20 protein-coding genes and 1 riboswitch are annotated in these 18266 nt (G+C 59.1%); of the genes, 6 read left to right on the top strand and 14 right to left on the bottom strand.

Features of this window, described 5'->3' with window-relative positions:
- Positions 1–42: 42 nt before the first annotated feature.
- The 3 genes from AB4Z24_RS00100 to AB4Z24_RS00090 all read right to left on the bottom strand — a co-directional run bounded on the left by AB4Z24_RS00100 (position 43) and on the right by AB4Z24_RS00090 (position 2370).
- Positions 43–1113, bottom strand: coding sequence for a glycosyltransferase (locus AB4Z24_RS00100; RefSeq protein ID WP_441704889.1), 1071 nt, complete (start codon positions 1111–1113; stop codon positions 43–45).
- 470 nt (positions 1114–1583) lie between these two features.
- Positions 1584–1736 (bottom strand): hypothetical protein, encoded by a 153-nt coding sequence (locus tag AB4Z24_RS00095; protein WP_441704888.1) that lies wholly within the window; start codon positions 1734–1736, stop codon positions 1584–1586.
- Entirely contained in the window at positions 1726–2370 is a 645-nt protein-coding gene (locus tag AB4Z24_RS00090; protein ID WP_441704887.1) for a TetR/AcrR family transcriptional regulator, read from the bottom strand. Before AB4Z24_RS00090 ends, AB4Z24_RS00095 begins: the two co-directional genes overlap by 11 nt.
- A gap of 132 nt (positions 2371–2502) precedes the next feature.
- On the opposite strand from AB4Z24_RS00090, the gene AB4Z24_RS00085 reads away from it, so the two are divergent.
- The 3 genes from AB4Z24_RS00085 (at position 2503) to AB4Z24_RS00075 (ending at position 5589) form a co-directional block, all read left to right on the top strand.
- The gene (locus AB4Z24_RS00085) at positions 2503–3468 is read left to right on the top strand and encodes a DUF3313 domain-containing protein (RefSeq protein ID WP_441704885.1); all 966 of its coding nucleotides are present in this window, start codon (positions 2503–2505) and stop codon (positions 3466–3468) included.
- A gap of 194 nt (positions 3469–3662) precedes the next feature.
- On the top strand, positions 3663–4883 hold the full coding sequence (locus AB4Z24_RS00080) for a patatin-like phospholipase family protein (protein ID WP_441704884.1): 1221 nt from the start codon (positions 3663–3665) through the stop codon (positions 4881–4883).
- Between the two features lie 4 nt (positions 4884–4887).
- Positions 4888–5589: a lysophospholipid acyltransferase family protein gene (locus AB4Z24_RS00075; RefSeq protein ID WP_441704882.1), complete on the top strand. Its 702-nt coding sequence runs from the start codon at positions 4888–4890 to the stop codon at positions 5587–5589.
- Positions 5590–5676: 87 nt separating this feature from the next.
- Here the strand turns inward: AB4Z24_RS00075 and AB4Z24_RS00070 are convergent, their stop codons facing one another.
- A complete protein-coding gene (locus tag AB4Z24_RS00070) occupies positions 5677–5976 on the bottom strand; it encodes an AzlD family protein (protein ID WP_441704880.1) in 300 nt (99 codons plus the stop codon).
- Positions 5973–6713 (bottom strand): AzlC family ABC transporter permease, encoded by a 741-nt coding sequence (locus tag AB4Z24_RS00065; protein WP_441704879.1) that lies wholly within the window; start codon positions 6711–6713, stop codon positions 5973–5975. The genes AB4Z24_RS00070 and AB4Z24_RS00065 overlap by 4 nt, the downstream gene beginning before the upstream one ends.
- A 129-nt stretch (positions 6714–6842) precedes the next feature.
- On the opposite strand from AB4Z24_RS00065, the gene AB4Z24_RS00060 reads away from it, so the two are divergent.
- The gene (locus AB4Z24_RS00060) at positions 6843–7307 is read left to right on the top strand and encodes an Lrp/AsnC family transcriptional regulator (RefSeq protein WP_441704877.1); all 465 of its coding nucleotides are present in this window, start codon (positions 6843–6845) and stop codon (positions 7305–7307) included.
- 69 nt (positions 7308–7376) lie between these two features.
- Here the strand turns inward: AB4Z24_RS00060 and AB4Z24_RS00055 are convergent, their stop codons facing one another.
- From AB4Z24_RS00055 to AB4Z24_RS00015, 9 genes are all read right to left on the bottom strand, one after another.
- Positions 7377–7754 carry a hypothetical protein gene (locus AB4Z24_RS00055; RefSeq protein WP_441704875.1) on the bottom strand — a complete coding sequence of 126 codons (378 nt, stop codon included), beginning with the start codon at positions 7752–7754 and terminating at the stop codon, positions 7377–7379.
- Positions 7742–10903 (bottom strand): efflux RND transporter permease subunit, encoded by a 3162-nt coding sequence (locus AB4Z24_RS00050; RefSeq protein ID WP_441704874.1) that lies wholly within the window; start codon positions 10901–10903, stop codon positions 7742–7744. The genes AB4Z24_RS00055 and AB4Z24_RS00050 overlap by 13 nt, the downstream gene beginning before the upstream one ends.
- Entirely contained in the window at positions 10900–12324 is a 1425-nt protein-coding gene (locus AB4Z24_RS00045; protein WP_441704872.1) for an efflux RND transporter periplasmic adaptor subunit, read from the bottom strand. Before AB4Z24_RS00045 ends, AB4Z24_RS00050 begins: the two co-directional genes overlap by 4 nt.
- An 8-nt stretch (positions 12325–12332) precedes the next feature.
- Entirely contained in the window at positions 12333–12728 is a 396-nt protein-coding gene (locus tag AB4Z24_RS00040) for a FixH family protein (RefSeq protein WP_441704870.1), read from the bottom strand.
- Between the two features lie 109 nt (positions 12729–12837).
- A complete protein-coding gene (locus AB4Z24_RS00035; protein ID WP_441704869.1) occupies positions 12838–13215 on the bottom strand; it encodes a hypothetical protein in 378 nt (125 codons plus the stop codon).
- Positions 13216–13313: 98 nt separating this feature from the next.
- Entirely contained in the window at positions 13314–14627 is a 1314-nt protein-coding gene (gene chrA, locus AB4Z24_RS00030; protein WP_441704867.1) for a chromate efflux transporter, read from the bottom strand.
- Positions 14627–15448: a chromate resistance protein ChrB domain-containing protein gene (locus AB4Z24_RS00025; protein WP_441704866.1), complete on the bottom strand. Its 822-nt coding sequence runs from the start codon at positions 15446–15448 to the stop codon at positions 14627–14629. Before AB4Z24_RS00025 ends, chrA begins: the two co-directional genes overlap by 1 nt.
- Before the next feature lie 190 nt (positions 15449–15638).
- Positions 15639–16577 carry a CDF family Co(II)/Ni(II) efflux transporter DmeF gene (dmeF, locus tag AB4Z24_RS00020; RefSeq protein WP_441704864.1) on the bottom strand — a complete coding sequence of 313 codons (939 nt, stop codon included), beginning with the start codon at positions 16575–16577 and terminating at the stop codon, positions 15639–15641.
- A gap of 17 nt (positions 16578–16594) precedes the next feature.
- The gene (locus AB4Z24_RS00015) at positions 16595–16867 is read right to left on the bottom strand and encodes a metal/formaldehyde-sensitive transcriptional repressor (protein WP_441704862.1); all 273 of its coding nucleotides are present in this window, start codon (positions 16865–16867) and stop codon (positions 16595–16597) included.
- A gap of 242 nt (positions 16868–17109) precedes the next feature.
- Positions 17110–17278, top strand: a riboswitch (yybP-ykoY riboswitch).
- A gap of 4 nt (positions 17279–17282) precedes the next feature.
- Between AB4Z24_RS00015 and AB4Z24_RS00010 the strand changes: the two genes are divergently transcribed.
- On the top strand, positions 17283–17843 hold the full coding sequence (locus AB4Z24_RS00010; protein ID WP_441704860.1) for a manganese efflux pump MntP: 561 nt from the start codon (positions 17283–17285) through the stop codon (positions 17841–17843).
- 166 nt (positions 17844–18009) lie between these two features.
- On the top strand, positions 18010–18266 hold a 257-nt coding region (locus AB4Z24_RS00005), incomplete at its 3' end, for an ArsR/SmtB family transcription factor (protein WP_441704859.1).

Genomic DNA, 18266 nt, shown 5'->3' with positions numbered 1-18266 from the left:
TTCTCGTTGCGTGGTTTGATTGGGAATAATTTATGCATTGCCCTATTTATTGTTCCGCCAATTGTTTTGAATCTCTCTCAAGAACTCCGACGCCACATTTATGTCGGGCTCCGCCCAAGACAAATTTTCGCCTACATATGCGAAAGTCCGATCTTTGCAGGGGACCATGGTGAAGGGGACGGGGAAAGCAATTGGATACTTAGGCATAAAATCCATATTGCCAGACCACCCCGTGGCGATCGTCGGTATCCCCAGTTCCAGCATCTCATGTATATTGAGACCATATCCCTCGGCGCGGTGCAATGATAGGTAGACGTCGGCCATGCGCTGAAAGCCGGACATGTCGGAGTCTGTGAAATCCTCTTCAATGAGTGTAATATTCTTTGCGCCTGAAATTTCTTTCACTAGAGCGTTGCGAGCGAATTCGGTGGCTTTTTTAAAGCGCACCTTCATCAGGAGGTGCACGTCAGAGTCGTTACCAAAAGCGCGAGCCCAGGCGCGCGCGTGTGCCACCGGGTTTTTGCGATCCGGGCAAGCGGCAAGATCCATGATCGCCATGCCCAGGAATTGATCGTCGCGTACGCCGAACTGAGACCGTGGAAGCGGTGATTTCGTCGAGTTGACGACGGCATGAGGAACCACTCTAATCGGCAAATCAGTTCCATGGCGCAGGGCAGTCGCACTGAACGTGGACGGCGTCCAAATCTCGTGGACGATGTCCAAAGCAAATCGCCAATCCGATGGAAACTGATCAAGCTCCCAAACCCATAAGCCTATCCTGTAAGCGTCACGAAACCATTCGGGAGGCTCGGCAAGAAGACGAGGATAATCCCACGGCTGCGCCAATATAAGAGTTTGTACCGCTCTATTCGGGGGAGGCGTCGATTGATATATGTTAGTCCACTTAGCAATTTCGTATTTGTAGGCGCGCGACAAACCATTACTTGAATGATCATCCCCGATGAAGCGGAGTGGGGAATGAGGGTCAAAAACGGCAGATCTCTTTCCGAAAGTTCGTGCCAGGGCCTCTCCTTTTCTTATTCGCCTTCTTCTTCTTCTGGCTTGCTTGTGCCAACGAGGAGACAGCCACTTATCTAACATTTTGGAATTCATCTGAGAATTCGATATGCCGAAAATGTATAAATCCCCAGTTCCACTGGGTTATTCCGCCCAACATAAATAGTTTTTGGTGTGACCGAGCAATTGGACAGATCATCTCACTGCATTCGCTATTCTGCTCACATTGCAGGCAAGCAATTGACGTTGACATAAACCGGAATCGGATATCCGTTTTCGCCCCCTTCATTGAATTGTTCGCTCAAAGGTCTGCACGCATCTCTTGCGTGTCGAGGAATTTTTTCGGTACACGGCCGGTGGCGGAATAGAGCCGGCCGTCAGAGGGATCAACTCGCGGCTGCGGGGCTTCGGGTGCAGGGGGGGGCATCGGTTGGGACGCCGCCTATCCTCGAGCAAGCAAATGTCGATCGCTGATATTGATCTACACCAAAATCAAAGATTCAAGCGCCGAAGTCGCGCGTCAGCCCGAAGAACAAAAGCCGGCTTTCAAACTTTTCCGAACGCCGTCACACGATGAGACGGTACATGGCTTGCACGCCGAATTCAGCATCGGCTCGCTCCGGGTTATCGAGCGAGACATGTTGGATCGTGTTCAGCAGTTGCTCAACGCGATGGGCCAGAAACGGAGACGTCGCGGCGCCGCCGTCATCAACGAACATTTTGGACGGACCTTTTCGATCGGTCTCGAGCCGCATCCTTATCAGGAGCCACCAAACGCGTAATCACCACTTTCACGAGTTCGGCAGTCTTGGCCGCGTCGAGCGATGAATCTTTGATCGACATACCTCTCACCCCATCAGCGAGCCCGAGCAGGAGCGTCGCGGCGACGGTCGGGTCAATCCGTTGATTAACCTGGCCACGCTTTTGGCCTTCACGGAGGCGATCAGCCAAGAGATCGCGCATGCGTTGCGTATAGCGTTCAAGAATTCGTGCAATCGACGCATTGCGGCTGGCTTCTGCCAGCATCTCGACGTTGAAAAGCACGCTCGGTCGATAAGACTTGGCGAAGCCCTCGTGAATCCTCGAAAGAAGAGCTTCAAGGATGTCGTCCTCTTGACCGATGGCGGCAAACGTCGAGGCGATGCTCTGCAATTTGTCCTCGATCAACGCCTCGACGATCGCCTCCTTGCTCGGGAAGTAATGATAGAGGTGACCCGGGCTGATCTTCGCCTCCCGACAAATGTCGGTCGTGCTCGCTCCCCTGAAGCCATCACGAACGAAGCATCGCCAGGCCGCTTCCAGTATCTGCTGCGACTTTTGTTGGTGTTTGTTGACGTCAAGGGTCCGTGCCATGCGCTCGTCCGTATGTGTGGGTCATTATTTCATCACAGTTGACCAGCAAAGAAACTTCCCATTAATTAGATAGAACTATCTATCTAATTATTCGAACACGCCACGCACCTGGCCATTCGGGGGGATAGCTCCATGCGGAGTAGAATAAGTTTGGCTTTTAGCCAAGTGGAAGCACACGCGCACACGCTTGAACGTCCTCCTCTCTCTAGGCGTGCGCTCGCAGCACACCAAGCTCGTCCCCGTCATCTCTTTCGGCTCCTCTGCACGATCATTCCTCTCCTCGCATTGGTCGGGTGCGGAGCACCGCGACTAGAGCCTACCGGATCGCTCGCGTCGTACGACAATTTGGCGCCTGCCAACGGCCTTTTAACGCAGTCGCGGCTTCACGTGAACAAAGCGAATGTCCTAGCTGCGAAGACCGTGCGAATCGCACCGACGGTGTTCTCCGGCGAAGCCTTGAAGTTGAACTTACCCGAGCGGCAACGCAAACTCGTCGCCAATGTGGCCGACAGGGCGCTGTGCATTGGCTTGAGCGAGCGGCTGCACGTCGTCCCGCTCTCGGAACCCGCAGACATAACGGTCCATTCCGTGATCACCCGCATCGATCTCACGGATGAGAATATCGCCGGTGCCTCTAAAGTTGCGCAGCTAGCGCCCGCTGCTTTTGGCGCCATGGTCCCCGTGCCGCGCATTCCGGTCGGCCTTGGAGGCTTGTCGATCGAGGCCGAAGCGCTCAATCAAAACGGCGCTCAGGAGGCCGCGATGCTTTGGGCGCGTGATGCCAACGCCATCACGAGTTCACCGAAGGCTTCAAAGGTTGGTGATGCGTATGATCTCGCGAAGGAATACGGCGCCGATTTCAGCACCCTGATTGTCACGGGCGCGAGCCCCTTCAATACCATGCCGTCCCTCCCATCGATGTCCGCCATCGGGGCAAGCTTCGGCGGTGCGCCGAAATACGCGGCATGCGATGCCTTCGGTCGTGACCCGGGACTCGCACGAATCTTCGGAAACGGGATTGGATTGCCGCCGGAATGGACAGACGACGGCGCGAGTGCAACCGCGCAGGTCTCCGATCAAGTCACCGAACCGCGCTAAAACGATAACGGTAGCGCAAAATGTCTTCCTGTCGCTTCGCTCTCAGGCACCATCCGAACTTTGTCTGCAAGAGCCTCTCCGCAACACGATCGACGATCCGCGTTTCTTTGCATGTCGCTGGAAACGTGATCGCCACGCGATTTGTCTCGGCCGGTATCTTATTCTTTCTTGCAGCCGTCTGTAGCGGTTGCTCGATGACGATGCCCCGTAATCCTGTGCCTCAGTCTCTCACCCTTAAAGCTCGGGTGCCAGATCTCGGAAACGTCCGCTATTGGGGCGACGAGGTTCCTGAAGATGCCGAAGCGCAGATCCACCTCAGAATGCCACACCTGCCGCGGCTCGCAGAGGCGCCCGGAACGGGCGGGCGCCCCGTGGTCAACTATCTTGCTTTGTCGAGCGGCGGGACTGACGGTGCGTTTGCTGCCGGCTTGCTTGTTGGCTGGACGAAGACGGGCCGTCGGCCGCGTTTCGAGGTCGTCACCGGAGTAAGCGCTGGTGCTCTTATAGCGCCGTTCGCGTTTCTCGGTTCTTCGCACGATCCGCAGCTGAGGGAGATTTGGACGCGCTACGGCACCGACGACATCATAGTTAAGCAACCATTTTCGGGTTTGATTGGCGGGCCTGCTTTGGCCGACACGCAACCCCTGGCCTGGCTCATCGCAAAATACGTCGACCGGGATTTCCTCGATGCGATCGCTGCGGAATATCGCAAAGGCCGCATTCTTCTGATCGGCACGACAAACCTCGACGCCCAGCGGCCGGTCGTTTGGAACATGGGCGAAATAGCGGTCAGTCGCAACCCACGCGCGGTCGAGCTCTTTCGCCAGGTCATTCTCGCTTCGGCAGCGATACCTGGACTGTTTCCCCCGGTGCACATCGATGTGGAAGCTGGAGGAGAGATGCACGAAGAAATGCATGTTGATGGCGGTACGACGCAGAAGGTCTTCATCACACCGCTTCAGTTTTCGCTCCGGCAGCTCGATCCGCTGCATAGCGCGCCGCCGCGCAACCGCTTCTATATCGTCGAAAACAACAAACTCGTTCCGGAATGGAAGCCAACCGAGGCTACGACCTTTGCCATCGCAGAGCGTTCGCTCAGCACGTTGATAAAAAGTCAGGGAGCGGGTGACTTGATGCGGCTCTATTACCTCTCAAAGCGGGATGGGGCCGACTTCAACTTGGCAGCGATTCCTCCGAGCTTTTCAGAGCAGAGCACTGAGCCTTTCGACTTGAAGTACATGCGGGCTCTGTTCGACGTCGGCTACGCCGAAGGATTTCGCGACCCGAAATGGCTGAAGGCGCCTCCGGAAGCGGCCGAGGCAGTCCCCCCGGCCAAAGTGAGTTCATTTATCGAGCGAGCACGACCCACGGAACGCCTCGGGGCTCGCGACAAACAGGTCATCGAGAAACCATAGCACGATGTGGCAAGACAGAGTTGAATCCAGCCGTCGCAGCCTGATGGCGACAAGCTTGAGATGGTACCTCGGGCTCGTGGAGAAAACGACCCGATGGGCCGTCGATGATGGTTCAAGCCCGCCCTGGAGTTCCGGTGAGGGGTTTATAGCACTGACCTGGCACGGACGACAGTTCCTGGGGCATGCCGCGCTTCGCCTGCACACGAGGTGCTCTCTGCTCGTTTCCCCACATCGCGACGGCGAACTCATTGGCGCCGTCGCCGAGGGCGCGGGATACAAGATCATCAGAGGTTCCGGCACCCGCATACCATCAAAGATCCGGAAGAAACGAGGCGTACCGGCATTCCGCTCGATGATTTCGCACCTCGACGACAAAAGAGCGGTCCTCATGACGGCGGAAATTCCTAAAATCGCGCGCATTGCCGGGCTTGGTCCCGTCAAACTCGCGCAAATCTCCGGCGCACCGATCTACTGCTTTGCTGCCGCGACGCGTCATCACTTCGAGCTCGGAAACTGGGATCGGACGCAAATCGTGCTTCCGTTCGGCCGCGGAGCAATTCTGTGGTCGCCTGCGATTCACGTCGCGCGGCGCGCAGACACCAGTGAACTCGAAGCCGCCCGCATGGAGGTAGAATCCACTTTAAATCGTTTGCACGACCGCGCAGATCGGCTCATCCACAATTCGCGTGTCCGCTCACCATTTTGAAATCAGACCAAGCGACCCTTTGAAGTAAGCGCCAGCTTTGGGTCAGGAGCAGTCAGTCTATCCGACATCGGAACGCGGACCATAGCGTCACTGAATGAGGTAACGCAGTAGTCCTGCCGAAGCGACGCCAATGATAACGGTTGGGAGGATAGTCAGCCGTGTTGCGGCGGCGAGGGTGATTCCGAGCGCGACGAGATCTGCCGGACGGTCCGACACAAAATCAGGCGCGATGACCGAGATCAGGACGCAGCCAGGGGCAGCCTCCATAACCTCGACGACGCGTGCACTCATCACGCGGTTGCGCAATGCCAAGTAGCCCGCGACACGCGTCACATACGTCACGGACGCCATCAGGAGGATGGTCAAGAGCGTGGTGGAATTGATCATTTGTTATCGGCCAACAGAAATGCCGAAAGAACTCCAGAGAGCGCGCCAGCTGCGACGTACCAGGCGCCCGGCACAGTGAGGTACGTCAATCCCGCAACGACGAGGCTAACAAGCCAAGGACGCGCGGTGCGCACGTCTTTCCACATCCCCTTGAGTAAGACGAGAAAGACGGCCGGAAACGCCATGTCGAACCCATAGGTTTGGACATTACCAATCATCGGTCCGACCGCCGCACCAATCGTGGTGAAGATTACCCAGGTCAGATAGAGCCCCGCCGAAACGCCCAAGTAGTAAGGCAGACTGAAGGCATGGCGCGCGTCGAGCGCTTTCCGTTTGCGCGCATCGGCCAATGCCATCGCCCAGCTTTCGTCGCACATGAAAAATAGAGCGGGCAACGCTTGGCGCTTCGGCAGATGCTGAATAAGCGGAGCCAAAGCCGCACCCATGAGAAGATGGCGGCTGTTGATGAGAAACGTGATCGCCGCGATCAGGAGCACGTGTGGGGGCGATGTCCAAAGCTCGATGGCCGCGAGCTCGGAGCCGCCACCGAAATTCAGTCCGGTCATCAGTGGCACTTCCACAAAGCTCAGCCCCTTCTGGGAGGCTTGCGCGCCGAGAACCAACGCGAATGGCACAAAACCGATCATGATCGGCAATGCTGCTCTTAGGCCCCGCAGAACCTCAACGCGGGTTTGCGGATGTCGCGTTTCGTGGACACGGGATTCCAGCGTGCTCATGAGTTTATCTCATTTTCCTTGAATTATTGGCATTATGAACCCCGTCTCTCGAAATTATCTTGCGAATAATCCCGTAGAGCCATACTTCTTGGCATAGACAACTACGGAAATTGCTATTCGAGACGCAACATGCCAATCAAGCTTGATGATATCGACCGCCGCATCCTGCGGGCTCTTCAGCGCAACAGCCGGATGACAAACGTCGAACTCGCCGAGGAGGTGGGGTTGTCGCCGTCGCCGTGCTTGCGACGCGTGCGCATACTTGAGGAAGAGGGAGTGATAGAGCGCTATGTTGCCCTGCTTGACGCGTCCAAAATCGGAATGGGTCTGACCCTATTTGCGCGCGTGTGGCTCACGGGGCAGGATTCGGAGACCGTCGATCGATTCACGAAGGCTGTGGCGCGGCTGCCGCAAATTGTCGAATGCCATCTGATGGCCGGCGACTGTGACTTCCTGCTTCGTGTGGTGGCCGCTGATCTCGACTCCTATCGTCGATTTCAAATGGACCATCTGACGCGCATCAAAGGCGTCCAGAGCCTCAAGACTGAAGTGCCGATGCAGAAGATCAAGTTGTCTTCTGAATTGCCGCTGTAAACGCTAGCCGCCTTGTTTGCCAAATGGCTGGCACCAAGTGCCGCTGAGGGTCAAAAGCAGACGACAAAATCACCGCCGTTTAGGAAACGCCTCGGCCAGGAGCGTTACACCACGCCGGATCGCGCGCCCATCAAGGGCCGCGTAACCTACGACGAAACCAGCAAGCCCGCGCTGCTTACGTCGTTTTGCGCCTGAGTATAGGGGCGATATCGGATAGATGCCCACACCGGCTTCTTGCGCCGCCTCTGCGAGCCGCGCCTCCTGGTCCGACGACACGCCATTGAACCAAACGACCACATGCAGGCCCGCATCCGAGCCTTCGACTGTCACGGCCTTGCCGAAGCTGTCCGACAACGCCTGCAGCAGCGTGGCGCGGCGCTCAGCGTTGCGTCGGCGTGCTCGTCTGATATGGCGTTCATCAGCTCCCGTGTCGATCAGTTCTGCCACGCGTTCTCATGTTGAGGGCAGCCCAACAGATCCCTCTGAGGAAGTCGCCAGCCCTCCGGCAGCGCATAGATCACAGGAATTACGATCAGCGTCAGGAGCGTTGACGAGACCATGCCGCCGATCATCGGCACGGCGATGCGTTGCATCACCTCGGAGCCGGCGCCCGTACTCCAGAGGATCGGCAGCAGGCCTGCCATAATCGCAACCACCGTCATCATCTTCGGTCTGACGCGCTCCACCGCGCCCACCATGATGGCATGGTGGAGGTCTTCCCGAGTGAAAGGTCGCCTCTGGAGCAAACACTCGGCCTGGATCTCGCGCTTGGCGTTGTCGAGATAGATCAGCATCACCACGCCGGTCTCGGCAGCGACGCCAGCGAGCGCGATGAAGCCGACGGCCACCGCGACCGACAGATTGAAGCCAAGCCACCACATCAGCCAAAAGCCGCCCACCAGCGCGAACGGCAGCGACAACATCACGATCAGCGTCTCCGTGAGTCGCTGGAAGTTGAGGTAGAGCAGCAGGAAGATGATCATCAGGGTGACGGGCACGACCATCTGCAGGCGGGCCTCGGCGCGTTCGAGGTACTCGAACTGCCCGGACCACACGAGGTAGGTACCGATAGGCATCTTCACATGCGTTTCCACGGCCTGCTTGGCGTCGGCGATATAGCCGCCGAGGTCGCGGTCGCGGATGTCGACGTAGACGTAGGTAGCGAGCTTGGCGTTTTCGGTGCGGATGGTCGTCGGGCCCTGCGTGAGCTTGACGTCGGCGACTTCGCCCAACGGCACGGTGCCGGCGCCGCTGGGCAAAGACACCACGACATCCCTGGCGATGGTCTGCGGGTCAGATCGGAGGTCGCGCGGATAGCGCACGGCCACCGTGTAGCGCTCGCGTCCCTCGACCGTTGTCGTGATGGGCTCGGCTCCGAGTGCCATCGAGATGACGTCCTGTACGTCCGAGACCATCAGGCCGTAGCGGGCCAGCCGTTCGCGGTTAGGAACGATCTCCAGGTAGTAGCCGCCCAAGACGCGTTCGGCATAGGCGCTCGATGTCCCCGGCACCGATTTCACGACGGATTCCACCTGCCGGGCAACGCCATCGATATCGGCAAGATTGTTGCCGATGACCTTGACGCCGACCGGGGTGCGGATGCCGGTGGACAACATGTCGATGCGCGCCTTGATCGGCATCGTCCAGGCGTTGGAGACACCCGGGAACTGCAAGGCCTTGTCCATCTCCGTCACCAGGCTGTCGGTGGTGACGCCGGGGCGCCACTCCTCCTTGGGCTTGAGGTTGATGATGGTCTCGAACATCTCCGTGGGCGCCGGATCGGTCGCGGTCTGCGCGCGACCGGCCTTGCCGTAAACCGAGGCCACCTCGGGGAACGACTTGATGATGCGGTCCTGAGTTTGCAGCAGCTCCGCCGACTTGGTGATGGAAAGCCCTGGCAGCGTGGTCGGCATGTAGAGCAGCGTGCCTTCGTTGAGGTTGGGCATGAACTCGCTGCCGACCTTGGTCACCGGCCATATCGACACCGCAAGGATGATGGCGGCGAGTACGATGGTCAGCGTCTTTGCCTTGAGCACACCCTCGATGATCGGGCGGTAAATGGCGATCAGCGCGCGGTTAATTGGATTCTTCTCTTCGGGAATGATCTGGCCGCGTACGAAGATAACCATCAGGGCCGGCACCAGAGTCACGGACAACAGCGCGGCTGAGGCCATCGCGAACGTCTTGGTGAAAGCCAACGGTCCGAAGAGACGACCCTCCTGAGCTTCGAGCGTGAAGATCGGCAGGAACGACACAGTTATGATCAGCAACGAGAAGAACAATGCCGGACCGACTTCGGATGCCGCCTCGATCAAGATTTCAAGACGCGGCTTGTCCTTCGGTGCCCGCTCCAGATGCTTGTGCGCGTTCTCGATCATGACGATCGCCGCGTCGATCATCGCGCCGATGGCGATGGCGATGCCGCCGAGACTCATGATGTTGGAGCCTATGCCGAGCAACCGCATGGCCGTGAAGGCCATCAGGATGCCGACAGGCAGCATCAAGATGGCGACCAGTGCGCTGCGGAAGTGCAGCAGGAAGATGAAGCACACAGCGGCGACCACGAGACTTTCTTCGACAAGCGTGTGTTTCAAGGTCTCGATAGCGTGGTGGATCAGTTCCGAACGGTCATAGACCGGCACCACTTCTGTGCCCGCTGGTAGCGATGGAGTAATCTCTTTCATCCGCGCCTTGACGTTGTCGATGACGGTGAGCGCATTGGCACCGTAGCGTTGCAGGGCAATGCCACTTGCCACTTCGCCCTCGCCATTGAGTTCGGCAATGCCGCGTCGTTCGTCGCCGGCGATCTCGACATTCGCGACGTCTTTCAACAGAACGGGCGTGCCGCCGTCGGCTTTGACGACGATGTTCTCCAGGTCCTGAACGCCCTTGAGGTAACCGCGACCGCGCACCATGAACTCGTGCTCGGCCAGTTCCAGGGTGCGCCCGCCCACGTCCATGTTGTTGTTGCGGATGGCGTCGCGCACGGTCTTTAGGGAAATGTTGAAACTGCGGAGCCGGCTCGGATCGATCACCACACTGTATTGTTTGACGAAACCGCCGACGCTCGCGATCTCGGCGACGCCCTCGGCTTTGGAAAGACCAAAGCGCACTTCCCAGTCCTGCATCGAACGGAGGTCGGCGAGAGACTTGTTCTTGGATTGGAGCGCATACTGGTAAACCCAGCCCACACCACTGGCGTCGGGGCCGAGCGTCGGAGTGACGCCCACCGGTAAGCGCTTAGCGGCGGCGTTGAGATACTCTAGTACGCGGGAGCGCGCCCAATAGATGTCTGTGCCATCCTGGAAGATGACGTAGACGAAGGATACGCCGAAGAAAGAAAAGCCCCGCACCACCTTAGAGCGCGGCACTGTCAGCATGGCGGTGGTGAGCGGATAGGTGACCTGATCCTCGACGACCTGCGGCGCTTGACCCGGGAATTCGGTGTAGACGATGACTTGAGTATCAGAGAGGTCGGGGATGGCGTCGAGCGGAAGAGTCCGCACTGCCCACACTCCCGCCACTACCGCAAATGCGGTGGCGATGAACACCAGCATCAAATTTTTAGCGGACCAGGCGATGAGGCGGGCGATCATTGGCCGGTCCCCGTCGTCGAGGGAGCCGAGAAGCCTTTTAGTGCAGCCTGAAGATTACTTTCCGCGTCGATGAGGAAGTTCCCGTTGACGACGACCTTGTCGCCCTCCGAGACGCCGCTCAGCACCTCACGAAACCCGCCACCGGCGCGGCCGAGTTTGACTTCACGCGGGTCGTAACGGCCATCACCGAGGTCGACCAGCGCGATCTGACGGCTGCCGCTGTCGATCACCGCGCTCGCGGGAATTGCCACAACGTCGGCCTTCGAGCCGGTAGCGATATCGACGTCGCCGTACATGTCAGGCAACAGCGCCATATCCGGGTTGGGCAGTTCGATGCGCACCCGCACCGTGCGCGTTTCTTTCATCAAGTGTGGATAGACCACCGTAACCGTTCCATTGAAGGTGCGGCCGGGATGAGCGCGCGTGGTAACGTTCACCCTCTCTCCGGGTTTGACTGCGGCGATGTCGCTCTCGGCCACGTCCGCCATCATCCAAACGACCGAGTGGTCGGCGATGCGAAAGCCGACATCTCCGGCCTTGAAGCCTTGGCCATCGCTCCAATTCCGTTCCAGCACGTCACCCTCAATGGGCGCGCGATAAACAAAGGTATCGGGGACGCTGCGTTCGCTCTTCACCTGTTTCATGAATTCCTCGGGAACGCCGAGGTTTTGGAGGCGTCGCGTCGCTCCAATGACTCCGACAGGTCCGTTGACACCGCCGCGCACGGACGTTTCGTCCTCACGCTCGATCAGCAAGCGGGCCGCTTCGTTGAGCACCTCCTGCCCAAAGACTTTCGCGAGTACGTCGCCTTTCTTCACGTGCGTGCCGGTCGTCACCGGCCCGACGCTTTGCACGTAGCCATCAAAGCGCGGTGCTACGACGACAATGCGCCTTTCATCGATCTGCACCACGCCCGGCGCCTTGATGATGCGGGAGATAGGATGCTTTCCGACGAAAGTGGTCTCGACGCCGGTGCGCTGTATCTTACCGGGCGAAACCTTGACTGTGCTGTCGTCGCTGTCTTCGCCCTCGTAGACGGGAATGTAGTCCATCCCCATCTGATCCTTTCTGGGTGTCGGCGATGTGTCGGGGAGCCCCATCGGGTTGCGGTAGAATTTGATTTTCTTCACGCCGCCGGCAGCTGCGGGCTCGGCTCGAGCGGCGGTGTCAAACGACACATCTTCACCCTCACGGACCGGCAAATAGGCTTTGCCGGTCTCAGTTTTTTTCGGCACATCCGAAAAGAGCTGTTTGCCGTCTGGATCGCGATAATAAATGATCCGGCCTGTTGCTGCCGGGCTGGACGACGTAGCGATGTTCAATCGCGTGCCCAATGGAAGCTGGAGCAGACCCGTCTGGCCCGCCAACAGCCCGGCTCCCGCCGCAGCGACAATGGCTGCGGCGGGGACCACGTATCTCACGCCGCGATTCACGGCAGCGCCTTGACGATAAGTTTGCTCTCGACCGTCCCGCTCTCACCCTGCACTTTGGCGCCGAGCGATAAGGCCCATTGGCCTTCCATCGTTAGTTCGGTCTTGAAACGGTAGACGCCTGGCTCGGTCGACGGCTGCGCCTCTAACGGCGCCGTCATCTCTCCCATCGATTCAGGACCCATGTCGATGCGCTTGGCAAAGATCACCGCGCCGGGGATGGAACGGCCAGAGGGCTTGTGCACGAGCTTGACCGAGATGACGGCCTGACCCTGTTTTACTTCCTTGTCGAGGAGCTGGAATTCATAGTCCTTGGCATCGGCAAGTGCTGAACCGGCCATACCCGTGAGCAACGCAACGGCTACGAGGGCCGCGCGCGATGATGATCGCTGCATATTCGATTTCTCCAGATGTCATGAACCGTGCGCGGGCCACCATGGCCAACGCATGAGGAGGCCGCGGCATTGGCCGCAACCGCGCTTACGCCCGTTCTTGGGGCTTGGTTCAGACGCTCGGAGGTCGAAGGAGAGGAGGGATCAGAGAACCCGGCGTAACCCGCGTCGGCGCAGGCATGACACGCTGGTCGATGACATCACGCTGCAGCCACGCTTCTGCGACAGGCTGCTGCAGTGTTTGGAAACACTTGACCAAACAACTGCCCATCTCCGGACAGACCTTTTGAGGACAGCTCGGGCAATGCTTCATAGGCTTGTGGCAAGGCATTGCATCGGCCTTGGCAGTCATCGCCATCTTGGCCGACGTCTCCGACTTGCCCGACATGGCGAAGGCGTAGGTGGCTGTAAGCGGCATGGCCATAACCGCTCCCAGCATGGCGATCATGCCGAGAACCGCAAACCAGCGCTGGAACAACCGCTTCGTCATGAACCCAGCCTGCCATACCTCACCGTGCATCGCAATACGGCGTGGAATCCGTTCAGTCGCAACCCGTGAGTCTTACTGACGCCCCCCTTTCCCGTGATTCACCAGAGTTCCAATGCCCGCATTGCCAGCGATCCTGCTGAAGCAATGGCCAGCGTCGCGGCGATGGACCAATGACGGCGGAGCAGCGGGTATGCGGAGACGCTTGCCAACGCGACCACCCGCCAATCGATGGAGGACAAGGTTGGCGTCCATAGCTGAACCGGCCCGAGGTGGCGCAAGCTGACGTCGTGAAAGAAGACGTGGAGCGCGAACCAGATCGCGAGGTTGAGGATGACGCCAACCACCGCTGCAGTGATGGCGGCGAGCGCGCCCTTGAGGCGCGGCTGATGCGTCATCCAGACGATGTAAGGCGCGCCTGCAAAGATCCAGAGGAAGCAGGGTGTGAAGGTCGCCCATAACGCCACGAAGGCGCCGAGCAAACCTTGCAGCAACGCGGGGTCGCCCGCGTGACGGAATGCGGTGAGAAAGCCGACGAATTCGGTCACGAGAATCAAGGGACCAGGAGTTGTCTCGGCGAGACCGAGACCGTCCATCATCGCGCCGGCATCGAGCCAACCGTAACGCGTCACCACGTCCTGCGCCATGTAGGCGAGCACCGCGTAGGCACCGCCGAATGTCACCACGGCGAGCTTGGAAAAGAAGACGCTGAGCTGAGACAACACATGATCGCGGCCTAAGAATGCTGCGATCGCCAGCAATGGCGCAAACCACACCACCGCCCATACGGCTACGGTCTTAGCGGTGTCCGCCGGCCCGACGGAGATGGAATACAGCTGCGCTTGCCCTTGTGCGCGAACGTAGCCGAAGAGAGCAGCGGCAAACACGATCAGCGGAAACGGCGCTGCCAGGAAAAAGATCGAGACAAAGGACACCGCTGCAATCAGCCAGTGCTCCGGGAGCTTCAGCGCGCGTTTGGAGATCCGCAGCAATGCCTCGACGACGATGACCAGCACCGCCGCCTTGATGCCGAGGAACAGTGCATCGACTAGAGGCAGATTGCCGAAGTAGGCGTAGATCATGGACAACGCCAGAACCACGGCGGCGCCCGGAAGCACGAACAGCAGTCCCCCCGTGAGGCCGCCTTTGAGACCGTGGAGCCGCCAGCCGACGTAAGTCGCGAGCTGCATGGCTTCGGGTCCCGGCAACAACATGCAGAAGCTCAGGGCATTGAGGTAATGCTGCTCGTCGAGCCACTTCTTCTCCTCAACGATGATCTTGTGCATGAGGGCGATTTGCGCCGTTGGGCCGCCGAACGACAGCACGCCAATACGCGCGAACGTCGAAAGGGCTTCTCTGAAGCTCACATCCGGGGAGGATGCCGCTTCGGGGCGTTCAGAAACCACCTTGTCCATCAGGCCTTGGCTCCTGTGGCCTCAGACCATGTGTGAGTTTCCTCGGTGGCGTCGCGGGCCCAGCGGTAGAACGCGTCGTAAAGCGCCATCGCGGCGGTGAGTTGTTCGAGGTCGTCGCGGTACATGCGCGAAAACCCCAAGGACGCAGCCAAAAGTCCGGCGGCTTCAGGCGCGAGGTCTGGCCTTGCCGTGTCAGCCCCGCGCACGATTGTGGCAACGCGGTCGAGCGCCGGAATCGCGAGTCCGAATTCCTCAAGCATCGTGTCGAAGGAACACCTCTCGCAGCGGTGGCTCCAAAACACATCGGGAATATCGAAAGGCGTGGCGGAGAACCGCTTGGCAGCGTCCAGCACTTCACTTGACGCCACGAACAAAAACACTGCCTCTGGGTCGACGAAGCGCCGGATTAGCCAAGGGCACGCGATGCGGTCAACCTTGGGGCGCGCACGCGTTACCCACACGGTGCGTCCCTGAGCGTCGCGCGGCGGCAAGTTCTTGGTGGTGACGAGTGGTTGGCCCGCCTTCTGCCACGCGGCGTAGCCGCCCTCGAGCGTTTCAGCCACGACGCCAGCATGACGCAGCCAAGCTGCGATGCCCTGGCTCAAGGCGCCGCCATCTGCACAAACGACAACGGCGGATCTTTTGCCGATAGCGGCGATCAAATGGTCGGTCTTAGCCTCCGGTCGCGGAATAGAGCCCGGTATAAGGTGCGGATCATGGACAAGAGCATCGTCCGGCCGCACGTCGACGAGCAGCGGACTGTTGGGCAGGCCGACGAGGCGGGCAAGTTGAGAAACGGTGATTTCTGTGGGTGACGGCATGACACGTCCTTCCCCTCATAACGAAGGTTGATCGGACGCGAGCTTTGGGCTGTCGCCTCACGGGGACGTCGCGGGACCCCTTACGATTATTCCACTGCGGCTGGGACGTGTTGTCAACTCCGATCCACGAGCACTCGGCGTGCGCGAGCCAGCAATTTGGCGGCTCCGCTCCGTTATAATGGCGCTCGCGCTAAGCAGCTCTCTTCGGTTCGACCTCAATCGTCACGTGGGAGAGTTCCCGCAGGTGGGCAAGCTTTTGCCGGTAGCCGGACGGCGATATCGGCGCATCGGATACGATGGCAACGATGGCTCCATGATGACCCGGGCCGAGCTGCCAAACGTGCAGGTCGGTGATGCGATCCTTATCGGTCTCCACCGCAGCGCGGATCTCATCAGGGAGGTCCTCGCTCGACGGCACGTAATCCAGCAGTATCCGACCTGCATCGCGGATGAGACCCCATGACCAGTTGGCGATGACCAGCGCACCGATGATGCCAATTGCGGGGTCTAGCCACACCCAACCGTAGAGGCTTCCGGCCGTCAGTGCGATGATCGCAAGTACGGAGGTCAGCGCGTCGGCAATGACGTGGATATAGGCGGCGCGTAGATTATGATCGCGCCCCTTAATGTGGTGATCGTGGTCGTGGTGATGCTCGTGATGATGGTCGTGGCCGTGATGACCATGATCGTCCCGCAGCAACCACGCGCTCGCGATATTGACGACGAGGCCGAGGACCGCGACCGCAATGGCTTCAGCGAAGTGAATGGGGATAGGGTTTTCGAGGCGTACAAGGCTTTGCCACCCGATCATCAGCGCGATGAGCGCCAATACGATTGCGCTGGCAAACGCCGCAAGATCGCCCATTTTGCCCGTGCCGAACGTGAAGCGCGGATTGTGCGCGTTGCGCCGTGCATAAAAGTAGGCAAAGGCGGTAATCAGCATCGCCGACGCGTGAGTGGCCATGTGCCAACCGTCAGCCACCAGCGCCATCGACCCATAAACCGTGCCCGCGATGATCTCGCCGGCCATCATGGTCACGGTCAACGCGATGACCAATCGGGTTCGCCGCTCATTGCGTTCGTGATCGTCGCCGAGGAAAACGTGGGAGTGCCCTGTGGGCCCAGCCATTTGTTCGTGTACGCCACTCATTTGAAATAGGTCCTTATGACGTCAATCAGTTCCTCGGCGCCCGCTGAACGGGTCCGGGTATCAGCTGCGGCGATGACGTGTTCGCGAATGTGATCTTCGATGAGTTCAGCCGTCAGTCCGGTGATGGCGCCGCGTATAGATGCGACTAGGTTCAAAACTTCCGCGCAAGGTTGTTCCGCTTCGAGTGCTCGTTCGACAGCCTCAAGCTGGCCCTTAAGCCGGCGAACGCGAGATTGGAGTTTGGCTTTCTGTTTGATCGTGTGTCCCATAGCATAGGGGTGTACCCTATATAGGGAGAGTTGGCTACCGTATCCTTTGCGCCGCAGCCGGCCAACATCCACGGGAACCAGACAAATGGGCCGCCAGCGCGGTGACGCTGGGCGGGCCTTTTCGTTCGAACGCTGCCAGCGAAGGCTCCAAATTGGCCGATCGGGCTTTCTGCCAGTTGCAAATGACAATTAAAAGCGGTCAAGTCTCTGTAATTGTTGACTTTAATTCCTTCGCCAGCTATCGCCTTCGCATCGGGGAGTAGCCACCGTTTGAGAAACGGGAGCGCGTCAACAAGCTTGCGCAGAAGCGCATGGCGCGTTCAGCCGAGCATCGGCCAGGCAAGACCGTGGTGCATGTCACCGTTAATCGGACAGGTGATGCGTGCCCGGCTCTTCGTCCGTTCGGGTGCCCGCTATGTCACCACTTGCCATCGTTGTGCTGGCAGTCAGCATGTCGATTGACGCTTTTGCTGTCTCCGTTGGACGCGGCGCCGCCATTGGTCGTCCACATTTGTCCGAGACTCTGCGCACGGGCGCGGTCTTCGGTGTGGTGGAGGCAATCACCCCACTCATCGGCTGGGCAGCAGGTGTCGCGGCCAGCGGCTTCGTAGAAGCAATTGATCATTGGATCGCATTTGGGTTGCTCGCGGCGGTGGGTGTTCACATGCTGTTTTCGGCCCTTAGTAAGAAGGAAGAGGATATCGCCGCCACAGACCGTTCCTTAGCCGTGCTTCTGGCGACGGCTATTGGTACAAGCCTCGATGCCATGGCGGTCGGCGTCTCGCTGGCATTTCTAGACGTCAACATCATCGTCGTTGCCGTGGCCATCGGCCTTGCAACCTTCTTGATGTCGTCTGGCGGCATGTTGATAGGTCGGCTGATTGGCGAGCGCCTGGGCCGCGTCGCCGAAGCGCTCGCTGGAATCGCGTTGGTGCTGCTGGGCGCGTCGATCCTGTTCGAACATCTGACGGCCTGACGATCCAGAGGGCGGAAAAGCCCTGTCGCAAAATTCATGGTGCGCCGGAGGGTAAAAGTCTGCGGCAATCGGCTTAATGGTTTGGGCCCGGATTGAACTCCGACCCCCGGTCACCGTACCATCGCCCAATTATTGCATATTTCAAGAATCCTTGTAGAATAGATTTATGAACAGCAAAGACGCCGTCACCTGCCTCGGCGCGCTGGCGCATGACCAGCGCTTAGCCATCTTCCGCTTGCTGGTGCGGGAGGGACCCTCGGGCCTGCCTGCTGGAGAGATCGCCGATGCGGTGGAAGCGACGCCAACAGGCGCGTCATTTCATTTAAAGGAACTGGATCGGGCGGGGCTCATCMACGCCACGCGGGTCGGCCGTTACATCCGCTACGCGGTTCACTTCGACAAGGTGCGCCAGCTTCTGACCTT

The organism is Hyphomicrobium sp. 2TAF46 (assembly GCF_052114865.1).
In the GTDB taxonomy this organism is placed as follows: Bacteria; Pseudomonadota; Alphaproteobacteria; order Rhizobiales; family Hyphomicrobiaceae; genus Hyphomicrobium_B.
The sequence above is the reverse complement of the archived record's forward strand: the minus strand, read 5'-3'. Positions and strand labels throughout refer to the sequence as shown.